Below are 18,153 nucleotides of genomic sequence, written 5' to 3' on the forward strand. Positions count from 1 at the left end.
CCCGCGGCGAGGCGGCCAGCTGCGCCAGCAGCAGCACCCGGTCGCGGGCGGCCACCAGCGCCGGGCCGGCGGAGTCGGGCACCGGCGCGGCGGCCGCCCGGGCCGCCGCGACGTCGCCCACCTGAAGCAACGCCTCGCCGCGCAGCACAGCCGCGTCGACGCCCAACGGTGCCTCGGTGGTCAGGGCGCGCACGGCGGCGCGGGGTCGCCCGGCGGCGAGGGCCGCGGCGGCCGCGGCCAGCCGCACCGCGGGCTCCGCGTCGACGCCCGGCAGGTCGCAGGCCAGCAGCAACAGCTCCGCGCGTTCGCCCGCCGTCGCGCTGTGGTCGGCCGCCGTCACGGCCATCCGGTACGCGGACACACCGTCACCCGCGGCGGCCAGATGACGCGCGGCCTCCCGCGGCGGCACGAGTCCCGCCAGGCGGCGGTGCAGCGCCTCCCGCCCCGGCGGGTCGAGCAGCCCGGCGGCAACCTCGGCGACGTACGGCGACACCGGCGCCAGATTCCCGTCCACGGCCACGATCAGTCCCGCCTCGGCGAGCTCGTCGACACCGGTGCCCAGCACCGCCGCCGTGGCCGGGCGCCCCAGCAGCCCCAGGGCGGCCATCGCGGTGCGTGCCGGTCGGGTCAGGTCGGCCAGGGCCGCCGCCACGGCGTACTCGATCTGCCCCACCTCGGCGGCCAGGTCGGTGGCGCCGCGCGCGGCCGCGTGCCTGGCCAGGGCCTCGACAGCCAGCGGCGCGCCGCCGGCGCGGGCGACCACCGACGCGACCGCGGCCGCGTCCAGGCCGGGCGCGACCCGCGCGGCCAGCGCGGCGGCGGTATCGGAGTCCAGCGGCGGCACGGCCAGCCAGCCGGTGGCGGCGTCACGCAGCCGGGCCACCACGTCCGGCGGCAGCCGGTGCGGGGTGCGCAGCGCCACCACCACCCGGCAGTGCGCGGCGATCGCCGGCAGCGCACCGAGCGTGGCCGGGTCGGCCCACTGCACGTCGTCCAGGAGCAGCAGCCCGCCGCGCACCCGGGACCGCACCGCCTCGGCCAAGAGCGCCGGGTCAGCGGCCGGCAGCCGCACCCGCACCGCCCTGGACAGGGCGAACGCCGGCACCGCCGACAGCATGGCCAGGCCGCCGCCGGCGAACACCGGCCCGCGGAACGCCTCGCCCAGCTGCCGCAGTACGGTGCTGCGGCCGGCACCAGGCCCGCCGGCGACGACGACCAGGGCCGGCGCGGCCAGCAGACCGGTAGCCTCCGCGACGAGGGAACCGGGCCGCACCGCTGCGGTCGCGTGACGCACGTTGGGCCTCCGGCATGGGGGTGGCACGAACATGGGATTCTGCGTCGGCAGGATATTCGTAATGTGGACCGTAGGAGGGACGACCAACACCATGAGTGAGCACGACCGCGGGTACCTCGTCATTGTCGCCGACCGCATGGTCGGCTGACGAGTCATGGGACCAGGTCCACTCTCCGCCCGCGTCGCCGCCCTGTGTGACGAGGTCGGCCCTCGTGTCGGCCCCGCCGCCCAGACGCAGGTGCTGGGCGTCCGGCGGCGGCTCGACGAGCCCCTGCGGGTCGCCATCGCCGGTCGTCTAAAAGCCGGAAAGTCGACACTTGTGAACGCGCTCATCGGCCGCCGGGTCGCCCCCACCGAGGTCGGCGAATGCACCCGGATCGTCACCCAGTTCCGGTACGGCACCGCCGATCGGGTCGACGTGGTGCGCAAGGACGGCTCCCGGGCCAGCCTGCCGCTCGACGAGGCCGGCATGATCCCGCAGCGCCTCGGCGTGGCCCGGCACGAGATCGCGTTCGTCGACGTCACCCTCACCAGCGACCACCTGCGTGACCTGACCGTGGTCGACACGCCCGGCCTGTCGTCGACCAACACGTCGGTCAGCGCCGGGGCCCGCCGGTTCCTGTTCAACGAGGCCCCGATCGACGAGGACATCGACGACGACTCGGTCGGGGCAATCTCCGGCGCCGAGGCGATCGTCTACGTGTTCACCCAGTCGGTCCGCGACGACGACCTGCAGGCTTTGGAGGCGTTCCGGTCCATCTCGGCGCGGCTGGCCAGCAACCCGATCAACTCCGTCGGCCTGTTCAACAAGGTCGACAAGCTGGTCGCCGGGGTCGCCGACCCGTGGCCGGTCGCCGGGCCCCTGGCCAGCGACCAGACCAAGGTGCTGCGCCGCGTCGTCTCCGACGTCGTACCCGTGGTCGGGCTGCTCGCCGAGACCACCGAAGCCGGCCGGCTCACCGCCTCCGACTGTGAGGCCCTGCGCTCCCTGGCCCAGCTGCCGCACACCGAACGGCTCGTGCTGCTCGCCTCCGTCGACCTGTTCACCTCACGCGAGTGCGCGGTCCCCCGCGAGCAGCGCGAACGGCTGCTGCGCCTGCTCGACCTGTACGGGATCAGCTTCGCCATCGCGCAGCTCGCCGCCCGCCCGCAGCTGGCCAGCGGCGACCTGGTCCGCATGCTGTACCAGGCGTCCGGGTTCCCGCGCCTGCGGCACACCCTCGACCAGGCGTTCCGGTGGCGCACCGACGCGATCAAGGCCGGCTGGGCACTGTCCAGCCTGGAGAAGGTCGCCAGCCACACCGCCCGTCTGGGCGACCGTGAACTGCTGCGCGACGCCATCGAACGGGTCCTGCAGCAGCCCGACTACCACCGGCTGCGGCTGATGGAGGTGGCGCAGCTGGTCAGCACCGGTTCCGTGGAACTGCCCGAGCCGATGGAGCAGGAACTGACCCGGCTGGCGCTGTCCAGTGATCCGCAGTGGATCCTCGGGCTGCCGACGGCCGGCACCGAGCAGCTGGTCAAGGCCGCCCTCGACGCGGCCACCCGGTGGCGGGTGTACGCGGTCGCCGGCGCCAGCCCCGCCCAGTCCCGGGTCGCGCTGGTCGCCCACCGCGGCTTCTACCTGCTCTCCCAGCGCGTGCGAGGCACGGGATGAGCCAGCCGTCCCCGGCTTCGCTGGCGAAGTTGCTTGGTGGTGCCGTCGACGCCTCCATGGCATACCTGCGCAAGACCGACCCGGACGCGGCCAGCGACGTCGACGCGCTGCGCCGCCGCGAGCTGGGCCGGCCCTCCATCGTGGTCGTCGGCGAAACCAAGCGCGGCAAGAGTTCCCTGGTCAACGCCCTCATCGGCGTGCCGGCACTGTCGCCGGTGGACGCCGCGGTGGCCACCGCCACCTACCTGGAGTTCGCCCACGGGCCGCAACCCGGCGCGAAGGCCTGGCTGCCCGGCCGGGAAGACCCGGTGCCGTTCGGCCTCGACGCCCTGCGAGACTGGGCGACCCCGTTCGGGCGGCTGCCCGAGGGCATGCGGCCACCCCGGCGGGTCGAGGTCACCCACCCGGCGCCGCTGCTGCAGTACCTGACGCTCGTCGACACCCCCGGCACCGGCGGCCTCGACCCGCTGCACGCCGAGATCGCCCTCGACGCGGTCGATCGGGCCACCGCGCTGCTGTTCGTCGTCGACGCGTCCGCGCCGTTCGCCAAACCCGAGCTCGACTTCCTCATCGAGGCCAGCAAGCGGGTCAACTTCGTCGTGTTCGCGCTGACCAAGACCGACGCGTACCCCGGCTGGCGCACCATCGCCGAAGACGACCGTGCCCAGCTCCAGGCGCACGCCCCCCGGTTCGGGCCCGCCCCCTGGTACCCGGTGTCGGCGCGGCTGGCCGAACTGGCGATGACGATGCCGCGCGAAGCGGCGCAGGAACTGGTCCGCGAGTCCCGGATCGCCGAGCTCCAGCACGCCCTCATCGACCTGGCCGGCAAGGGTCACCTGCTGCAGCAGTCCAATGTGCTCCGCGCGGTGCGCAGCGAGATCATCCGGCTCGACCTGCGGGTCGGCGAACGCATCAAGGCCACCGACCCCGACCCGGCCGACATGGCCAAGGCCAAAGAGGACCGCGCCGCCCTCGCCGCCCGCAAGCGCACCGAGTCCCGGCAGTGGTCCCTGGCGCTCAACACCGAGACCCAGCGCGCCCGCGTCGAGGCCACCGGCCGGCTGCGCAACTACATCACCTCCCTGCAGGAGGAGTTCCTCAACAGGATCGACAAGGGCAAGGGCGACGAGATCAAGGGCCTGCCGCAGGAGGTCGACCGGGCCCTGCACGCCCTGTCGGTGCGCCTGTCGAACGACCTGGAGTTCCGGTTCCGCAAGGTCGCCGAACGCACCCTCGCGCAGGTGTTCGGGCCGCACGAGCTGCAGTTCGTGCTGCGCCGGCTCAACGCCACCCTCCGCCACGCCCTCGCCACCAAACCACGCCGCGAGGGCGCCGCCGGCGCCGACAACGTCATGATCGCGATGTCCGCGGGCGGTATGGCGTTCATGGCCGGGCGCGGCGCCATGGCCGGCGCGTCGGCGCTCGGGGCCGGCGCCCTCGTCGGCGGCGGCCTGCTGATCCCCGTCGCCGGGCTCGGCCTGGGGCTCGCCGCCGGTGCCTTCATCCTGTACCGCCGGCGCGTGCAGAACGACCGCCAGCAGGCCCGGGTGTGGCTGCGCGAGGTGCTCGGCGAGGCCCGTGCCGCCCTCTCCGACGAGATCATGCACCGGTTCACCGATCTGCAGTACGGGCTCACGCTCGCCCTCGACGACGCTATCGAGCGGCGACTGCAACAGCTCGACGCGCACATCGCCGAGATCGACAAGGCGATGGCCGAAGACAAAGCCGAACGAGGCCGCCGCAAAGCCGCCCTCCAGGCCGAACGCGAAGGCCTGCGCGCCCGCCTCAGGCAGCTCGACGAGGTCCTGGCCCGCGCCCGGTCCCTGCTACCGGCACCCGCCACAGAGGAGTGAGACATGACCGATCACGAGTGGCCGGATCCGGACTTCGAACCGGAGTACCCCGACGGCGGCGCCGACACGGCAGACCTGAGCCAGCCCTTCGACGGCCTGGACCTACCCGACGACACGCCGGATGACCCGCCGGACGTGGCGGAGCCGGACGTGCCCGACGCCGCCGCCTACTCCCTCGATGAGGCCGCGTACGACGCGGACGACTCCTTCGAGGACGACTTCGACGACGACACCGGCGCTCCAGGCGACGGCGGTGGCGACCCGCCCGTTGGGGCCGACCCCGACCTGGACCCGGCCGCCGACCACGACAGCCAGCCGGTCTTCCCGCCCGCCCTCGACCTCGACCCGCCACCCGAGCCCGTCGACGGCTACCCCTGGGCCGACCCGACCACCCTCGGCGAAGCCCCCCTCGCCGACCCGGTCGCCGCCAACAACGCCGCCCCCGACCCGAACGACCTGGCGTCGTACGCGGCCGAGGACATCCCAGCAGGCGCCGACCCCTGGACGGCGCTGACCGCATCCGAAGACCCAGCCACCAGCTCGCTAGCCCGCTGGTGGTCCCAGACCCCGTAGCCCCGCCCTCGCCCGCGTCGCCCGCGCCCCGTTCCGTCGATCATGGGCGAACGCGCGTGGTTCGATCTCTTTTCCGCGTGCGTTCGCCCATGACCGACGCAGACCTCCTTGATCGGCGAGCAACCTCGCGCCGGCGCGACAGGACCACTAGCTGTTCGCCAGGACAACGAGGACGACGAGGGCGATCACCACCATCACGCCGAGGGCGAGCGTCCACACCAGAGTGGCCTCCTCGTACCAGGCGCGGCGCGGGGCCACGGCCGGCGACTGCGGCGGCATGACCGGCACCGGCCGGGGCGCGGGCGTCGGTGCCCGCGGCGGCGATACCGGCACCGAACTGACCGGTGGCGGCCTGCCCACCGTGGCACCGTACGGCGCGCGGCCGCTCACGCCCGGGACGGTGTAGCCGCCGGCGCGGGGCGCGGCCTGGTGCTGCTGGGCCGGGGCCATTGGGCGCGCTCCCGGCGGGGCCGCCACCGGCGGGCGCTGGGCCTGGGGGCGGCTGATCGTGGGTGGGCGGGGCGGCGCGACCGGACGGGCGGGCGGTGGGGCGACGCGTGGCACACCCGAGTGGACGGGACCGGTCGGCTCGGCGGCCGCCGCTCCGAAGAACAGGGCGCCCTCGGCCACCACGGTCTCGGGCTGTTCGAGGGTCGTCGGGGCCACGCCCAGCTCGGTGTGGATCAGGTGCGCCGCGAGAGGGATGCGGCTGGAGCCGCCGACCAGGAAGATCCCAACCAGGTCGGGCGGGGCCATCCGGGCGGCGGTGATGGTCTGCGCGAGGCAGTGCACGGTCTGTATCACGTACTGCCGGATCAGCCCCTCGAACTCGTCGCGCGTGATGTGCGCGGAGATGTCCAGGGCCGGCAGGTGCACGTCGGCGGTGGTCGTGCGGGACAGCATCTCCTTGGCGCCGCGCACGTCGTCGTACAGCAGGGCGCGCTGGCGGCGCTGGCCGGCGTCGGCGGGACTGACCAGGCTGTTCCACAGGGTGGTGCGGGTGTCGGAGTACCCGCGGCCGAGGTGCTCGACGAGCGCCTGGTCGAAGTCGAGGCCGCCCAGGTCGGACAGCCCGTGCTCGGCCAGCACGTCGAACCCGGTGGCCGAGCGCCGCACCACGGTCGCGTCGAACGTGCCGCCACCCAGGTCGTAGATCGCCAAGGCTCGGCCGACCGGCACGGCGCTGCCCAGTACAGCGGTGTAATAGGACGCGGCCGCGACCGGCTCCGCGACCAGGCGCGGCGCGGGCAGGCCAGCCACCCGCGCGGACTCCAGCAGTACCGCGCGGCGCCGCTCCCCCCACCGCGCCGGGTGGGTCATGCGCAGCTCGTCGGCGGCGGCGCCGAAGTGGCGCTGAGCCTCGACGGCGATGCGGCGCAGCACGGCGCCGATCACCTGCGGCACCGCCTGCTCCTGCTCGCCGAGCAGCACGACGCCGTCGTCGACGCGGCGCTTGGGGTTGGGTTCGAAGCGGGCCGGGTCGAGGCGGGCGGAGCGTTCGGCGTCGCGGCCGACCAGCAGCCGGCCGGCCGGGTTGAGGTAGACGGCGGACGGCAGCAGCGGCGAACCGTCGAACAGCAGCGGCCGGGCCCGGCCGTCCGGCCCCCGCACCATCGCCACCGTGTTCGACGTGCCGAAGTCGATGCCGAGCACCCGCATGGCCGCCACCCTACCGTCGCACCGACAATGCATACTGCGCGCGTGAGCGCGAGGACGAGCGTTCCGGGTCCGCCCGGCGCAGCACCGCGGAGCCGGAATGCGAGCTGTGAGCTTCGACGGCCCGCAGGCCACGACGGCGGCCCGCACGCGAGCCCCGCAGTCGCGAACGAAAGGCAAGCCCAGTGACGAGGTACCTGGACGCGCCGCTGCCGCTGGCGTTCGCGCACCGCGGTGGCGCGGCCGAAGGCGACGAGAACACCGCCGAGGCGTTCGCGCGGGCGGTCGCGCTCGGCTACCGGTACGTCGAGACGGACGTGCACGCCACCGCCGACGGCGTGGCGGTGGTGTTCCACGACGCGACACTCGCTCGGGTGGCGGGTCGGCCGGAGCGGGTGGAGGCGCTGCGCTGGGCCGACCTGTCGACGGTGCGGGTGGGCGGGGCGGCCGCCGTGCCGCGCCTCGACGACGTGCTCGCCGCGTGGCCCGACATCCGGTTCAACATCGACGTGAAGGCGGCCAGCGCCATCGAGCCCACCGTCGACACGCTGACCGGCACCGGTGCCGGCGACCGGGTGCTGCTGGCCTCGTTCAGCGACGCCCGCCTGGCCCGGCTGCGGCTGCTGGCCGGGCCGAAGGTCGCGACGTCCCTGGGCATGCGGGCCGTGGCGCGGCTGAAGACCGCGTCGCTGGCCGGGTGGCGGCTGGCGCTGCCACCGTCGGCGGTCGCCGCGCAGGTCCCGGTCCGCTACGGCCGGATGCGGCTCGTCGACCGCCGGTTCATCGGGTACGCCCATCGCCTTGGCCTTCAGGTGCACGTGTGGACGATCGACGATCCCGCCGAAATGCACGAGTTACTTGATCTTGGTGTGGATGGCATCATGACCGATCGCGTCGACGTGTTGCGCGACGTCTACATCAGTCGGGGCGTCTGGCCCACCGAAGGGAACCCGTGACCACCACCGCCGAGCCCGTTGCCTCCAGCACCCGCTCCGAACGCACCGGCTGGTACTTCTACGACTGGGCCAACTCCGCCTTCCAGACCACCGTCATCGCGGTGTTCCTCGGGCCGTTTCTCACCGCGGTCACCGAGCAGGCGGCCGGCTGCCCGCTGGGCGCCGACGAGTGCGACGGCACAGTGCACCCCCTGGGCATCACCGTGGCGGCCGGCTCCTACTACCCGTACCTGGTGTCGCTGTCGGTGCTGCTGACCGTGTTCGTGCTGCCCGTCATGGGCGCCGTCGCCGACCGGTCGGCGCACAAGAAGCGGCTGCTGGCCGGCGCCGCGTTCATGGGCGCCGCCGCCACCTGCGGGTTCGCGTTCGTCACCGGCGAGCGGTACCTGCTCGGCGGCGCGCTGTTCCTCATCGCGAACATCTCGTTCGGGGCCAGCATCGTCGTCTACCACTCGTACCTGCCGCAGCTGAGCGGGCCCGACGACCGCGACAAGATCTCCAGCCGCGGCTGGGCCCTGGGCTACCTGGGCGGGTTCCTGCTGCTGGCGCTGAACCTGGTCGCCGTCACGCTGTTCAGCGTCGACGGCGACGACCAGCGCACCCTCGACATCGCCCGGTGGTCGATCGTGTCCGCCGGCGTCTGGTGGGGCCTGTTCACCCTGGTGCCGCTGCGGTGGATGCGCGAACACCCGGCCGTGCACGCCAGCACCGGCGCCAACGTGGTCACCGACGGCTTCCGGCAGCTCGCCCGCACGGTGCGCGGCATACGCGCGTACCCGCTGACGCTGTTCTTCCTGCTCGCGTTCCTGGTCTACAACGACGGCATCCAGACCGTGATCGCCCTCGCGAGCCAGTTCGGCAGCGAGGAGCTCGGCCTGGAAACCAACACCCTCATCATCACCATCCTCGTCGTGCAGCTGACCGCGTTCTTCGGCGCGCTCGGGCTGGGCCGGCTCGCCGGCAGGATCGGCGCCCGCAAGACGGTGCTGCTCAGCCTCGTGCTGTGGACCGCCGTGGTGCTCGCCGCGTACTGGCTGCCCTCCGAGGCGCCGCTGCCGTTCATCGCTCTCGGCGCCGCCATCGGCATCGTGCTGGGCGGCAGCCAGGCGCTGAGCCGGTCGCTGTTCAGCCAGCTCATCCCGAAAGGCAAGGAAGGCGAGTACTACGGGTTCTACGAGATCAGCGACAAGGGCACCAGCTGGCTCGGGCCGCTCGCCTTCGGTCTGGTGTTCCAGCTGACCAACAGCTACCGGGTCGGCATCGTCGCGCTGGTCGCGTTCTTCGTGGTCGGCTTCGTGCTGCTCATGCTGGTGCCGATCCGGCGGGCGATCGTGGCGGTCGGCAACACGCCGCCGCGCCTGCTGTAAGCGGTAGGGTCGGTCATGGACCGCTTCGTGCAGCCCGTCCCACCCCCCGACGACCCCTACACCGGCGACCCGCTGCTGCGCTCCTGGCTGGAACGCACCCTCGGCGCCACCGGGCACGCCGCCGCCAAGAGCCGGCTGACCGCCCTCGCCGCCGACGTGTCCGGGCCGTTGCGGGCCGCGCACGCCGACGCCGAGGCGCACCCGCCCACCCTGGTCCAGTTCGACCCGTGGGGCGCCCGCGTCGACCGGGTCGACACGTCCGCCGGATGGCAGGCGCAGCGCGCGGCCGCCGCCCGGCACGCCGTGGTGGCCTTGCCGTACCTGCCGGAGGCGCGCGGCGCGTGGGGTGCCGCGGCGCGCACGGTCCAGCACGCGCTGCTGCACATGTACGGGCCGGAGTCGGCGACGTTCTCCTGCCCGGTGGCGATGGCCGACGGCGCCGCCGCGCTGCTCAGCCACCCCGACGTCGACCGGCCGGCGCGCGACGAGTGGCTGCCCCGGCTGATCAGCACCGACCCGGACGTGGCCGTCACCAGTGGACAGTGGATGACCGAGTCGGCGGGCGGCTCCGACCTGTCCCGTTCGTCCACAGTGGCTACTGAGCGGGACGGTGAGTGGCGGCTCAGCGGCGAGAAGTGGTTCTGCTCGGCGGTCGACTCGGCGATCGCGGTGGCCCTCGCCCGGCCCGCGGACGCCGGCCCCGGCAGCCGGGTGCTCGCCCCGTTCCTGGTGCCCCGCTATCAGGAGGGTGTGCGGGTGCACCGCCTCAAGGACAAGCTCGGCACCCGGGCGCTGCCCACCGCCGAGGTGGGGCTGCGCGACGCGTACGCGATCCCGTTGGGCGACCCCCACGAGCCCGGCCTGGTGCGCGCGATGACCCTGGTCGTCGTCACCCGCGTGCACAACGCCGCGGCCGCAGCCGGCGGCATGCGGCGCGGCCTGGCGTACGCGCGGGCCTTCGCCTCCGCGCGGCGGGTCGCCGGCGGCGTACTGGCCGACTCGCCGCTGCACCGCGCCACCCTCGGCACCCTCGCCGTCGACGCGGCGGGCGCGTTCGCGCTGGCGGCGCACGCGTTCGCGCTGCTGGGCCGGGTCGAGGTCGGCGCCGACCCGGACGCGGCCGCAGAACTGCGCATCGTCGCGCCCCTGGCGAAGCTGGCGACGGGGCGGCTCGCGGTGTCCAGCGCCAGCGAGTACGTGGAGGCCTTTGGCGGCGCCGGCTACGTCGAAGACACCGGCGTGCCCCGGCTGCTGCGCGACGCCCAGGTCCTGCCGATCTGGGAGGGCACGACCAACGTGCTGTCGTTGGACGTGCTGCGCGCCACCGCCCGCGAAGACGCCGCCAAGCCGCTGCTGTCCCGCCTCGACGCGGCTGTCGACGTGGCCCGCGGCTTCTCCCCGTCCCTCGCGGACGCCCTCGCGGTCACCACGGCCGCCCTGCGCGAACAGGCCGCCGAGATCGTCGCCGACCCGGGCGCGGCGGGTGTGGTGGCCGGGGCGCGCGGGTTCGCGCTGCGGATGGCGTACGCGCTCGCGGCGGCGCTGCTGTTCGAACACGCCGGCTGGGGCGACGAACAGGGCGAGGCGGCCGCCCGCCTATGGACCAGACGCTGGCTGCGCCGCGACGACATCGCGGTCGACGCCCACCACGAGCTGGACTCCCTCGCCTAGCTACGCGACGTCGGGCCGCGTCATCAGCGGCGACCGTAGGTGCCGCTCCAGGACGGGGCCGGTCAGGGGCACGGTGGCCCACGTCGCCGCCGCTGTGCCGGCGCCGGCGTCGACCACCAGGCGGACCCGGTGCGGAGTGGTGATGACGTAGAGATCGGCGACGAACGTGTCGCCTTGCCAGGCGCCGGCCGCGACGACCGGGCGCCCGAGCGGCGAGCTTTCCCGCCATTCGCCGTGTCCGGCCGTGATGGTGATGGATTCCCCGAGCCGCAGGCGCCAGCCGCCGTCCGCCGGATCGACGGCTATCGCGGTTCCGTCGGGCAGGGCCGACTCCTCGGCGGAGGCATCGATCCTCGCCGCGGCGGAACGGGACGGATCGGCCGACCCGGACACCGGTGCGAGCGACAGCCGCCGCAGCCGCTCGGCGAGGATCTCGTCGTCCCGGCTGCTTCCCGGATCGTCCATGCCGGGCAGCAGGCAGTCCCACAGGGCGCCGGGCATCGCCACTTCGGGCGATTCGGCGCCGGTCACGACCACCACGAGATCGCGCGACGGGACGACGAGGCACTGCTGGCCGAAGGCGCCGGCACCGCGGTAACCGTGACGCGACATCCAGAACTGGTACCCGTACCCGCAAAGGGCGTCGGGGTTCGGCGACCAGTCCTCGACCTGCGTGGTCTGGACGTGCCGGCTGGTCGCGAGCCGCACCCATTCGCGCGGGACGAGCTGCCGGTCGCCCCACAAGCCGCCGCGCAGCAGCAGTTCGCCGAAGGCGGCGACGGCCTCGGTCGTCAGGTGCAGCCCGTGGAATCCGAAGGCGGCACCGCTGGCGACCCGATCCCATTCGGCGTGCTCGACGCCCAACGGCTTGAAGAGGCGGTCGTCGAGCAGTCCCGGGAGGTCGCGGCCCGTGACCCGTTCCACCATCCGGGCCAGGACGTACGTGGTCGCATTGTCGTAGGTGTGCCGTGTTCCCTCGGCCTCGGTGAACGGTACGCGCAGGAAGCCCTTCACCAGGTCGTCCGGTTCGAGCTGCCAGGCCTCGGCGAGGCTGTCCGTGGGATGCCCCGCCGTCATGGACAGCAGGTGGTGAACGGTGAGGCGGCGCCCCTGCTCCGAGACGTCGGCCGGGACGCGGTCGGGCAGCACGTCCACCACCCGATCGTCCAGCGAGAGCAGCCCGTCGGCGATCGCCAGCCCCACGGCGACCGAGGTGAACGACTTGGTCAGCGAGTACAGCAGATGCGGGCGTCCGGCCGAGTATGGTGCCCACCAGCCCTCGGCGACGACGTGACCATGGCGCACCACCATGATTGAGTGAAGCTCGACGGATTGTTCCTCGAGCCGGTCCAGCAGCGCGGCGATCGAACGGGACGAGACCCCCGCGGCCGCCGGTGTCGAGCGCGGCAGCAGGGCCGGCTGGTAGGACATCCGGGCACCCTAATCGCTGTGTCCACGAACGCGCGACAGGTTTCGCCGGTGAACGCGGCGCGGAGCTAGGAGCGGCGGCGGGCGCGGGCGGCCCAGATCGCGTACGCGGGGTCGCGGTCGAGGTTGTGGCGGTCGCGGTCGTAGCGGCGGGTGGTGCGCGGGTCGGCGTGGCCCATCGCGTCCTGGACGTCTTCCAGGGGCACGCCCTCGGCGCGGGCTGTGGTCGCGAACGCGTGCCGCAGCGAGTGCGGCGACAGCCGCGCCCACGCCGGGATGCCGGCGTCCCGGGCCAGGCGGCGCACCAGGCGGAACACCGCGTGCCGGTCCAGCCGGCCCCCGCTGGCGGTGACGAACATCGGCTCGGCGGCCGCCGTGGTGAGCGCCGGCACCAGCCCGCCGGGGCGTTCGGCAAGGTATGCGTCGAGGGCGGCCGCGGTGCCGGGAGTCAAGGCGCGGCGGCGCGGCTTGCCGCCCTTGCCGACGAACCGCACGCTGCGGTGTCCCCGCTCGTAGCCCAGGTCGTCGAGGTTGAGCGAGACCACCTCGCCGACCCGCAGGCCCAGGTCGGCCAGCAGCGCGATCACCGCACGGTTGCGGGCGGCGGTCGGGCCGGTCGCGGTGTCGGCGGCGGTCAGCAGCGCGTCGACCTCGTCCGGGGTGAGGCCGAGCGTGGCGGAGTGGTCGCGGGCGACCTGGGGGCGGTCGGCGCCGGAGACCGGGTTGCCGTCGATGGCGCGCAGCTTGACCAGGAACTCGTACCAGCTCGACAGCGCCGACAGTTTCCGCGCGACGGTGGCCGGGGTGAGCGGGCGGCCGCTGCGCGGGTCCACGGTGGACTCCAGCGCCCGCGCGTACTCGTTGACGTCCAGGAACGTCGCCGACAGCGGCGCGGCCCCGCGCGTCTCGCACCAGGCGAGCCAGGAGGCGATGTCGCGGCGGTACGCAGCCCGGGTGTGCTCGGACAGCCGCCGGTTACGCAGCCACGCCTCCGTGAAGTCGGTGCCGCCGCTCGGGAGGGACAACCTAGCGGCAGGCGGGACGGCCGGATGCATGACGCCCATTGTCATCCGGTCGTCACCGCCCGCCGCGCACCTCGGTACGCCGGGTGTGTCAGGCGGCGACGCTGATGCAGAACGGGTGGCCGGCCGGGTCGGTCAGCACCACCCACTTGTCGCCGCCGGGCTGGAACTCGGGCTTGGCGGCACCGAGCTCCACCAGCCGCTTCTCCCCTTCGGCGATGTCGGCGACCTGGAACTCCAGGTGAAACTGCTTGGCATCGTCCGGCCAACTCGGTCGCGGGTGGTTTTCGATCTTTTGGAAGCCGAGGCCTGCCCCTCCGGAAGCGGGCGCCAGGTACACGAACTCGTCGCTGCTGTAGCTGGCGTCCCAGCCGGTCACCGCGCGGTAGAACTCGGAGAGTGCGGCCGGGTCGGCGCAGTCGACGGTGATGCCCAGGTAGGTGCCGATTGCTGTCATGCGGCCATCCTGGCGGGGATACCTGCCACCTTCTGTCAGGATCGCCGGCTAGTTTCGGGGTGTGCGCGCGAGTCGACTGCTGTCCCTGCTGCTGCTCCTGCAGAGCCGCGGCCGGATGACCGCGACCGAGCTCGCCGCCGAGCTGGAGGTGTCGGTCCGCACCATCTACCGGGACGTCGAGTCGCTCAGCGCCGCCGGGGTGCCGGTGTACGCCGACCGCGGGCCAGCGGGCGGCTACCAGCTGCTCGACGGGTACCGGACCCGGCTGACCGGCCTGACCACCGACGAGGCGGAGACGCTGTTTCTCGCCGGGGTGCCCGGGCCGGCCGCCGAGCTGGGCCTCGGCGCCGCCCTGGCCGCGGCCGAGCTGAAGCTGCGCGCCGCGCTCCCGCCCGAGCTGGGCGAGCGGGCCGGGCGCATCCGCGAGCGGTTCCACCTGGACGCGCCGGGCTGGTTCCGGCTGGCCGAGCCGGTGCCGCACCTGGCCGCGCTCTCCGACGCGGTGTGGGGCGGGCGCCTGGTGCGGGCCCGGTACCGGCGGTGGAAGATCCCGCGAGAGGTCACCCGCACCCTGGCGCCGCTCGGCGTCGTGCTCAAGGCCGGCCGGTGGTACCTGGTGGCGGCCCGCGACGACGAGCCATTCACGTACCGCGTCGGAAACTTCCTGGGCGTCGAGGTGCTCGACGAGGGTTTCGAGCGCCCGGCCGGCTTCGACCTTGCCGCCTTCTGGCAGGAGTGGACCACCCAGTTCGAGGAGAAGGTGTACCGGGACGAGGCCGTCGTGCGGATGACCCCGGACGCGCTCGCGCGGATGCCGTTCATCTTCCCGCCGGCGATGTCGCGGGGAGCCGCCGCGGCCGCGACCGAGCCCGACCAGACCGGCTGGCTGCGCACCGTCGTGCCGATCGAGTCGATCCGGCACGGCCACATCGAGCTGCTCAAGCTCGGCGAGGACGTCGAGGTGCTGGCCCCGGCCGAGCTGCGGGCGCGGTTCGCCCGCACCGCGCAAGAGCTGTCCATGCTCTACGAGAAGGAGGACGAGACGATGTCGTTGCCCGAGGACATGGGGGCACACAACGCGCAGGTGATCGAGCAGTTCCGGGCCAACGGCGGCAAGTCGCCCACGGGCGGGCCGATGCTGCTGCTGACCACGGCCGGCGCCCGCACCGGCCAGGCCCGCACCACACCGATGATGTTCATCCCCGACGGCGACCGCCTGATGGTGATCGCCTCCAACGCCGGCGCGACGAAGAACCCCGACTGGTACCACAACCTGCTCGCCGACCCGGCCGTGACCGTCGAGGTCGACGGCGAGACCTACCAGGCGAAGGCGCTGGTGCCGCGCGGCGACGAACGCGACGAACTCTTCGCCGGGGTGGTCGAGAAGTACCCGTTCTTCGGCGACCACCAGGCCAAGGCGGGCCGCACCATCCCCGTCGTCGTCCTGGTCCGGGCTTGAGTCTGGTGAGACCGCCTAATCACTGGGCGCGGTAGCGCCGGGGAGTTAATCGGTGCTCGCGAACGTCCGGCTGGGGAGGGCGTCCAGTTCTTGGCTCCAGGCTGTCGCGGCAGCGAGCAGCTCGTCGGATCGCAGGCGCAGTTCAACCGTGTACTGCGCGGAATGCGGATTTTCGACACGCAACCAGGGCGGCGTGGCCTCGGCGGTGAACTCGACGTGGAGGACGAGTTCGTCGTCGCGGTGCGCAGCGACGGGGAAGCCGAGTACCGGTTCCATGAACGAGAGCGACGGTTCTACCTGCTCGCCGGGCACGGTCCGGCCTGACGCTATCCGGTCCTGCGCAGCGTTGCGCAGCCAGATTGCCAGCTCGCGGGCCTCTTCGATGAGCAGGCAGGGATCGGTGAACGCCAGGCTCTATCGACGAGGTTAACGGTGCCGTCGATGACCAGCCACCGGTCGTCCCAGGCCCCGGCGTCGGGCGGGAACTGCCAGCGCACCGGGCGCACGACCCGACCCGCGGGGTGGCGCAGGGAACCTTTCCCGCCTCCCAGTAGTGGAGTTGGGTGAGAGGGGGAAAGCCGTGGAGGATGACGACGTCGTCGGCGAGGTGTACGCGGGCTGCTTCAACGGCCTTGTCGTGCAGCTGTACGCCATGACCGGCGACCTGCACGAGGCGCAGGAGGCGGTTCAGGAAGCGTTCGTGCGGGCGCTGGCCGATCCGCAGCGCTTCGCCGAGTTGGACAACCCCGTGGCCTGGCTGCGGCGAGGCTGACACCTTGCCCGCGCAGGGCGGTGATCTTCGGCGCGGCGCTCATGCCGGCCGCCGGGCGGCAGTCGCCGCGCCCGTCCGGACGATGTACCGGATAACGTGCCGAAGTCGCGCACCGTCCCGGCGAGGGGTTGTCCTGGTCGCCGCGCCGCCATGATCGCTCATGTACGTGATAATAGATCATTATCACGTACATACCCGAGACGGTGCGCAGGGCCGGGAAGAGGTGACCGTAGGAATCGTCCCGGGACCCAAACCGTGGTGATCTTCATTCGTGACCTGCACCGGTGATGCTGAGGGCGGCCATGACACGCCCCCACCCTGACCTGCTATAACGCCGCATTCCGGCCGCCTTGCTTGAAAAGGACTCGCACGGCAGCTTCATCGCCTTCGACGTCGATGAGCCCACGGGCATCGTCAAGGGTGAGCACGCCCGCGGCCAGCCCGAGAACGATCGAGGCGTCAGCGCGCACGACGGCGTCGAGATCGCCGCCATCGTGCAGGGTCACCTCGATGCCCGAGCCCGTCGCCCGCACCTGGAGCAGCCGGCCGTCGACCGCGATTGCCACCCTCGACTCCTGGGGTGCTGCCGCCCTGCCGGTGAGCAAGGCGCGGAGGCCGACGATGAGCCAGTCGGCGTGGAAGCGGTCGCCGCCCGGCCCGCGCGCCATGAGCGGCGTGGACCAGCGGATAAGGCCCTCAATCGGCTCCCGCAGCTCGGCGCCCCAGGGGGTGAGCGCGTACACGATGGCGCCGGCCTCCTCGGCCAGCCGCCGATCGACCACGCCGGCGGCCTGAAGGTCGCGCAGACGGTCGGTGAGCAGATTGGTGGCCACGCCGGGCAGCCCGTCGAGCAGCTCGCGGTAGCGGGCGGGGGCGATGAGGAGCTGGCGGACGATGAGCAGATTCCACCGGTCGCCCACGACATCGAGCGCCCGGGCGAGACCGCAGTACTGGCCGTAACTCCGACTCATGGAGAGCACTTTACATTCTCAAGTGCGCCTGACAATATCCAGCACATCATCGGTGAGTGTGGTCATGGCTAACGCAGGAGGCTCGATGACGGACCTCTACTCAGGCGAGACTCCGGCTCCGAAATCCAGGGAGGTGCTGACATGGCCCCGGCCGCGGCGTATGGCGGTGGACCCGACACCATGGCGCGGGCTCGCGTGGCATTGCGGGAGGTTGTTCCCCGCCTGGTCGCACTGGTGCGGAGCGTCCCCGACCCGCACGCCGTATCGGTCGGTACGTGGACGGTGGGCGATGTCGCCGCTCACCTGGCTCATGTCTTCCGCTTCGACGCCGACGCCGTCGCCGCGCGACCGGTCCCGGACGCCACGGTGACGACGGCCGGCATGGCCGAGGTCAACGCGAAGATGCTGGCTGAGGACGGCGAACGAGCCCCCTCGGTGCTCGCGGATCGTATCGCCGCGCTTGCCAGCGAGTTCGACGACATCGCCTCGCGTTCGCGAGCGGCCACGGCCGCCTGGCTGCAAGGCGCCCGCCTGCCGCCGTCGGCGGTGGCGTGTCACCTGCTCGAAGAATGCCTGATCCATGGCCATGACATCGCCACAGCCACCGGGCGCTCGTGGCCGATCCAGCGCCACCACGCTCTGCTCGCGGTCGAGGGCGGCGTGCTGCCGCTCATCGCGGCGCTGCCGCCCACGGCCTTGGTGAACCAGGACAAGGCCGGATCCTTTCGAGCTCGCTTCGATGTGCGCCTGCGTGGAGGCGGACGCACGTTGATGGTCTTCGACCGCGGTTCGCTGACGCTCGACTCGGGGAGCGCACGCGACGTCGACGCCCACCTGTCCGCCGACCCCGCAGCTCTCATGCTGGTGTTCATCGGCCGGCGAGGCATAGCCAAACCGCTTCTCGGTGGAAAGCTCGCCGCTTGGGGACCTCGGCCATGGAAGCTGGCCCGCATGCTCTCCGTCATCAGCCCCCCATAGGGCCGTTTGTTCTGGTCGCGGATCCGAGTCCCGAGCCGT

General features: G+C 72.9%; 15 protein-coding genes and 1 pseudogene. 9 read left to right on the plus strand and 7 right to left on the minus strand.

Translation table 11 applies throughout. From position 1 onward, the window contains the following. Positions 1–1,294 (minus strand): annotated as a pseudogene (locus V6V89_RS19830) (LuxR C-terminal-related transcriptional regulator); the annotation flags it as partial. Between the two features lie 154 nt (positions 1,295–1,448). Between V6V89_RS19830 and V6V89_RS19835 the strand changes: the two are divergent. The 3 genes from V6V89_RS19835 to V6V89_RS19845 are packed head-to-tail and all read left to right on the plus strand — an operon-like array spanning position 1,449 to position 5,377. Beyond that, the gene (locus V6V89_RS19835; protein WP_334620660.1) at positions 1,449–2,951 is read left to right on the plus strand and encodes a dynamin family protein; all 1,503 of its coding nucleotides are present in this window, start codon (positions 1,449–1,451) and stop codon (positions 2,949–2,951) included. Next, complete coding sequence (locus tag V6V89_RS19840; RefSeq protein WP_334620661.1) at positions 2,948–4,804, plus strand: dynamin family protein; 1,857 nt, start codon at positions 2,948–2,950, stop codon at positions 4,802–4,804. The genes V6V89_RS19835 and V6V89_RS19840 overlap by 4 nt, the downstream gene beginning before the upstream one ends. Before the next feature lie 3 nt (positions 4,805–4,807). Continuing rightward, entirely contained in the window at positions 4,808–5,377 is a 570-nt protein-coding gene (locus tag V6V89_RS19845) for a hypothetical protein (protein ID WP_334620662.1), read from the plus strand. A 147-nt stretch (positions 5,378–5,524) separates the two neighbouring features. Here V6V89_RS19845 and V6V89_RS19850 read toward each other — a convergent pair whose 3' ends face one another. Continuing rightward, on the minus strand, positions 5,525–7,036 hold the full coding sequence (locus V6V89_RS19850) for an Hsp70 family protein (protein WP_334620663.1): 1,512 nt from the start codon (positions 7,034–7,036) through the stop codon (positions 5,525–5,527). A gap of 182 nt (positions 7,037–7,218) precedes the next feature. Here V6V89_RS19850 and V6V89_RS19855 point away from each other — a divergent pair, with 182 nt between their 5' ends. The 3 genes from V6V89_RS19855 to V6V89_RS19865 are packed head-to-tail and all read left to right on the plus strand — an operon-like array spanning position 7,219 to position 11,027. After that, positions 7,219–7,989 (plus strand): glycerophosphodiester phosphodiesterase, encoded by a 771-nt coding sequence (locus V6V89_RS19855; protein WP_334620664.1) that lies wholly within the window; start codon positions 7,219–7,221, stop codon positions 7,987–7,989. Further along, a complete protein-coding gene (locus tag V6V89_RS19860) occupies positions 7,986–9,356 on the plus strand; it encodes an MFS transporter (RefSeq protein ID WP_334620665.1) in 1,371 nt (456 codons plus the stop codon). The genes V6V89_RS19855 and V6V89_RS19860 overlap by 4 nt, the downstream gene beginning before the upstream one ends. 15 nt (positions 9,357–9,371) lie before the next feature. Next, positions 9,372–11,027: an acyl-CoA dehydrogenase family protein gene (locus V6V89_RS19865; protein ID WP_334620666.1), complete on the plus strand. Its 1,656-nt coding sequence runs from the start codon at positions 9,372–9,374 to the stop codon at positions 11,025–11,027. Here the strand turns inward: V6V89_RS19865 and V6V89_RS19870 are convergent, their stop codons facing one another. The 3 genes from V6V89_RS19870 to V6V89_RS19880 form a co-directional block, all read right to left on the minus strand. After that, the gene (locus tag V6V89_RS19870) at positions 11,028–12,458 is read right to left on the minus strand and encodes a serine hydrolase domain-containing protein (protein WP_334620667.1); all 1,431 of its coding nucleotides are present in this window, start codon (positions 12,456–12,458) and stop codon (positions 11,028–11,030) included. It abuts the gene before it with no gap. A 65-nt stretch (positions 12,459–12,523) separates the two neighbouring features. Then, positions 12,524–13,519, minus strand: coding sequence for a tyrosine-type recombinase/integrase (locus V6V89_RS19875; protein WP_442935182.1), 996 nt, complete (start codon positions 13,517–13,519; stop codon positions 12,524–12,526). 49 nt (positions 13,520–13,568) lie between these two features. Next, positions 13,569–13,934 carry a VOC family protein gene (locus tag V6V89_RS19880; RefSeq protein WP_334620669.1) on the minus strand — a complete coding sequence of 122 codons (366 nt, stop codon included), beginning with the start codon at positions 13,932–13,934 and terminating at the stop codon, positions 13,569–13,571. 61 nt (positions 13,935–13,995) lie between these two features. Here V6V89_RS19880 and V6V89_RS19885 point away from each other — a divergent pair, with 61 nt between their 5' ends. Beyond that, entirely contained in the window at positions 13,996–15,393 is a 1,398-nt protein-coding gene (locus V6V89_RS19885) for a nitroreductase/quinone reductase family protein (protein WP_334620670.1), read from the plus strand. A gap of 45 nt (positions 15,394–15,438) precedes the next feature. On the opposite strand, the gene V6V89_RS41750 is transcribed toward V6V89_RS19885, so the two are convergent. Next, positions 15,439–15,804: a WapI family immunity protein gene (locus V6V89_RS41750; RefSeq protein WP_442935183.1), complete on the minus strand. Its 366-nt coding sequence runs from the start codon at positions 15,802–15,804 to the stop codon at positions 15,439–15,441. A 169-nt stretch (positions 15,805–15,973) separates the two neighbouring features. On the opposite strand from V6V89_RS41750, the gene V6V89_RS19895 reads away from it, so the two are divergent. Then, positions 15,974–16,165 (plus strand): sigma factor, encoded by a 192-nt coding sequence (locus V6V89_RS19895; protein WP_334620672.1) that lies wholly within the window; start codon positions 15,974–15,976, stop codon positions 16,163–16,165. Positions 16,166–16,491: 326 nt separating this feature from the next. On the opposite strand, the gene V6V89_RS19900 is transcribed toward V6V89_RS19895, so the two are convergent. Beyond that, a complete protein-coding gene (locus tag V6V89_RS19900; protein WP_334620673.1) occupies positions 16,492–17,136 on the minus strand; it encodes a winged helix-turn-helix transcriptional regulator in 645 nt (214 codons plus the stop codon). Between the two features lie 141 nt (positions 17,137–17,277). Between V6V89_RS19900 and V6V89_RS19905 the strand changes: the two genes are divergently transcribed. After that, entirely contained in the window at positions 17,278–18,114 is an 837-nt protein-coding gene (locus V6V89_RS19905) for a maleylpyruvate isomerase N-terminal domain-containing protein (RefSeq protein WP_334620674.1), read from the plus strand. The last annotated feature ends 39 nt before the right edge of the window (positions 18,115–18,153 follow it).

Source organism: Micromonospora sp. CPCC 206061 (genome assembly GCF_036906915.1).
GTDB lineage: Bacteria > Actinomycetota > Actinomycetes > Mycobacteriales > Micromonosporaceae > Phytohabitans.

Excerpts from the sequence above, each read along its gene's own strand:
- V6V89_RS19835 (WP_334620660.1), top strand. The coding sequence starts at position 1,449 with ATGGGACCAGGTCCACTCTCCGCCCGCGTCGCCGCCCTGTGTGACGAG.
- V6V89_RS19845 (WP_334620662.1), top strand. The coding sequence starts at position 4,808 with ATGACCGATCACGAGTGGCCGGATCCGGACTTCGAACCGGAGTACCCC.
- V6V89_RS19870 (WP_334620667.1), bottom strand. The coding sequence starts at position 12,458 with ATGTCCTACCAGCCGGCCCTGCTGCCGCGCTCGACACCGGCGGCCGCG.
- V6V89_RS19840 (WP_334620661.1), top strand. The coding sequence starts at position 2,948 with ATGAGCCAGCCGTCCCCGGCTTCGCTGGCGAAGTTGCTTGGTGGTGCC.
- V6V89_RS19880 (WP_334620669.1), bottom strand. The coding sequence starts at position 13,934 with ATGACAGCAATCGGCACCTACCTGGGCATCACCGTCGACTGCGCCGAC.
- V6V89_RS19850 (WP_334620663.1), bottom strand. The coding sequence starts at position 7,036 with ATGCGGGTGCTCGGCATCGACTTCGGCACGTCGAACACGGTGGCGATG.
- V6V89_RS19900 (WP_334620673.1), bottom strand. The coding sequence starts at position 17,136 with ATGAGTCGGAGTTACGGCCAGTACTGCGGTCTCGCCCGGGCGCTCGAT.
- V6V89_RS19865 (WP_334620666.1), top strand. The coding sequence starts at position 9,372 with ATGGACCGCTTCGTGCAGCCCGTCCCACCCCCCGACGACCCCTACACC.
- V6V89_RS19905 (WP_334620674.1), top strand. The coding sequence starts at position 17,278 with ATGGCCCCGGCCGCGGCGTATGGCGGTGGACCCGACACCATGGCGCGG.
- V6V89_RS19875 (WP_442935182.1), bottom strand. The coding sequence starts at position 13,519 with ATGGGCGTCATGCATCCGGCCGTCCCGCCTGCCGCTAGGTTGTCCCTC.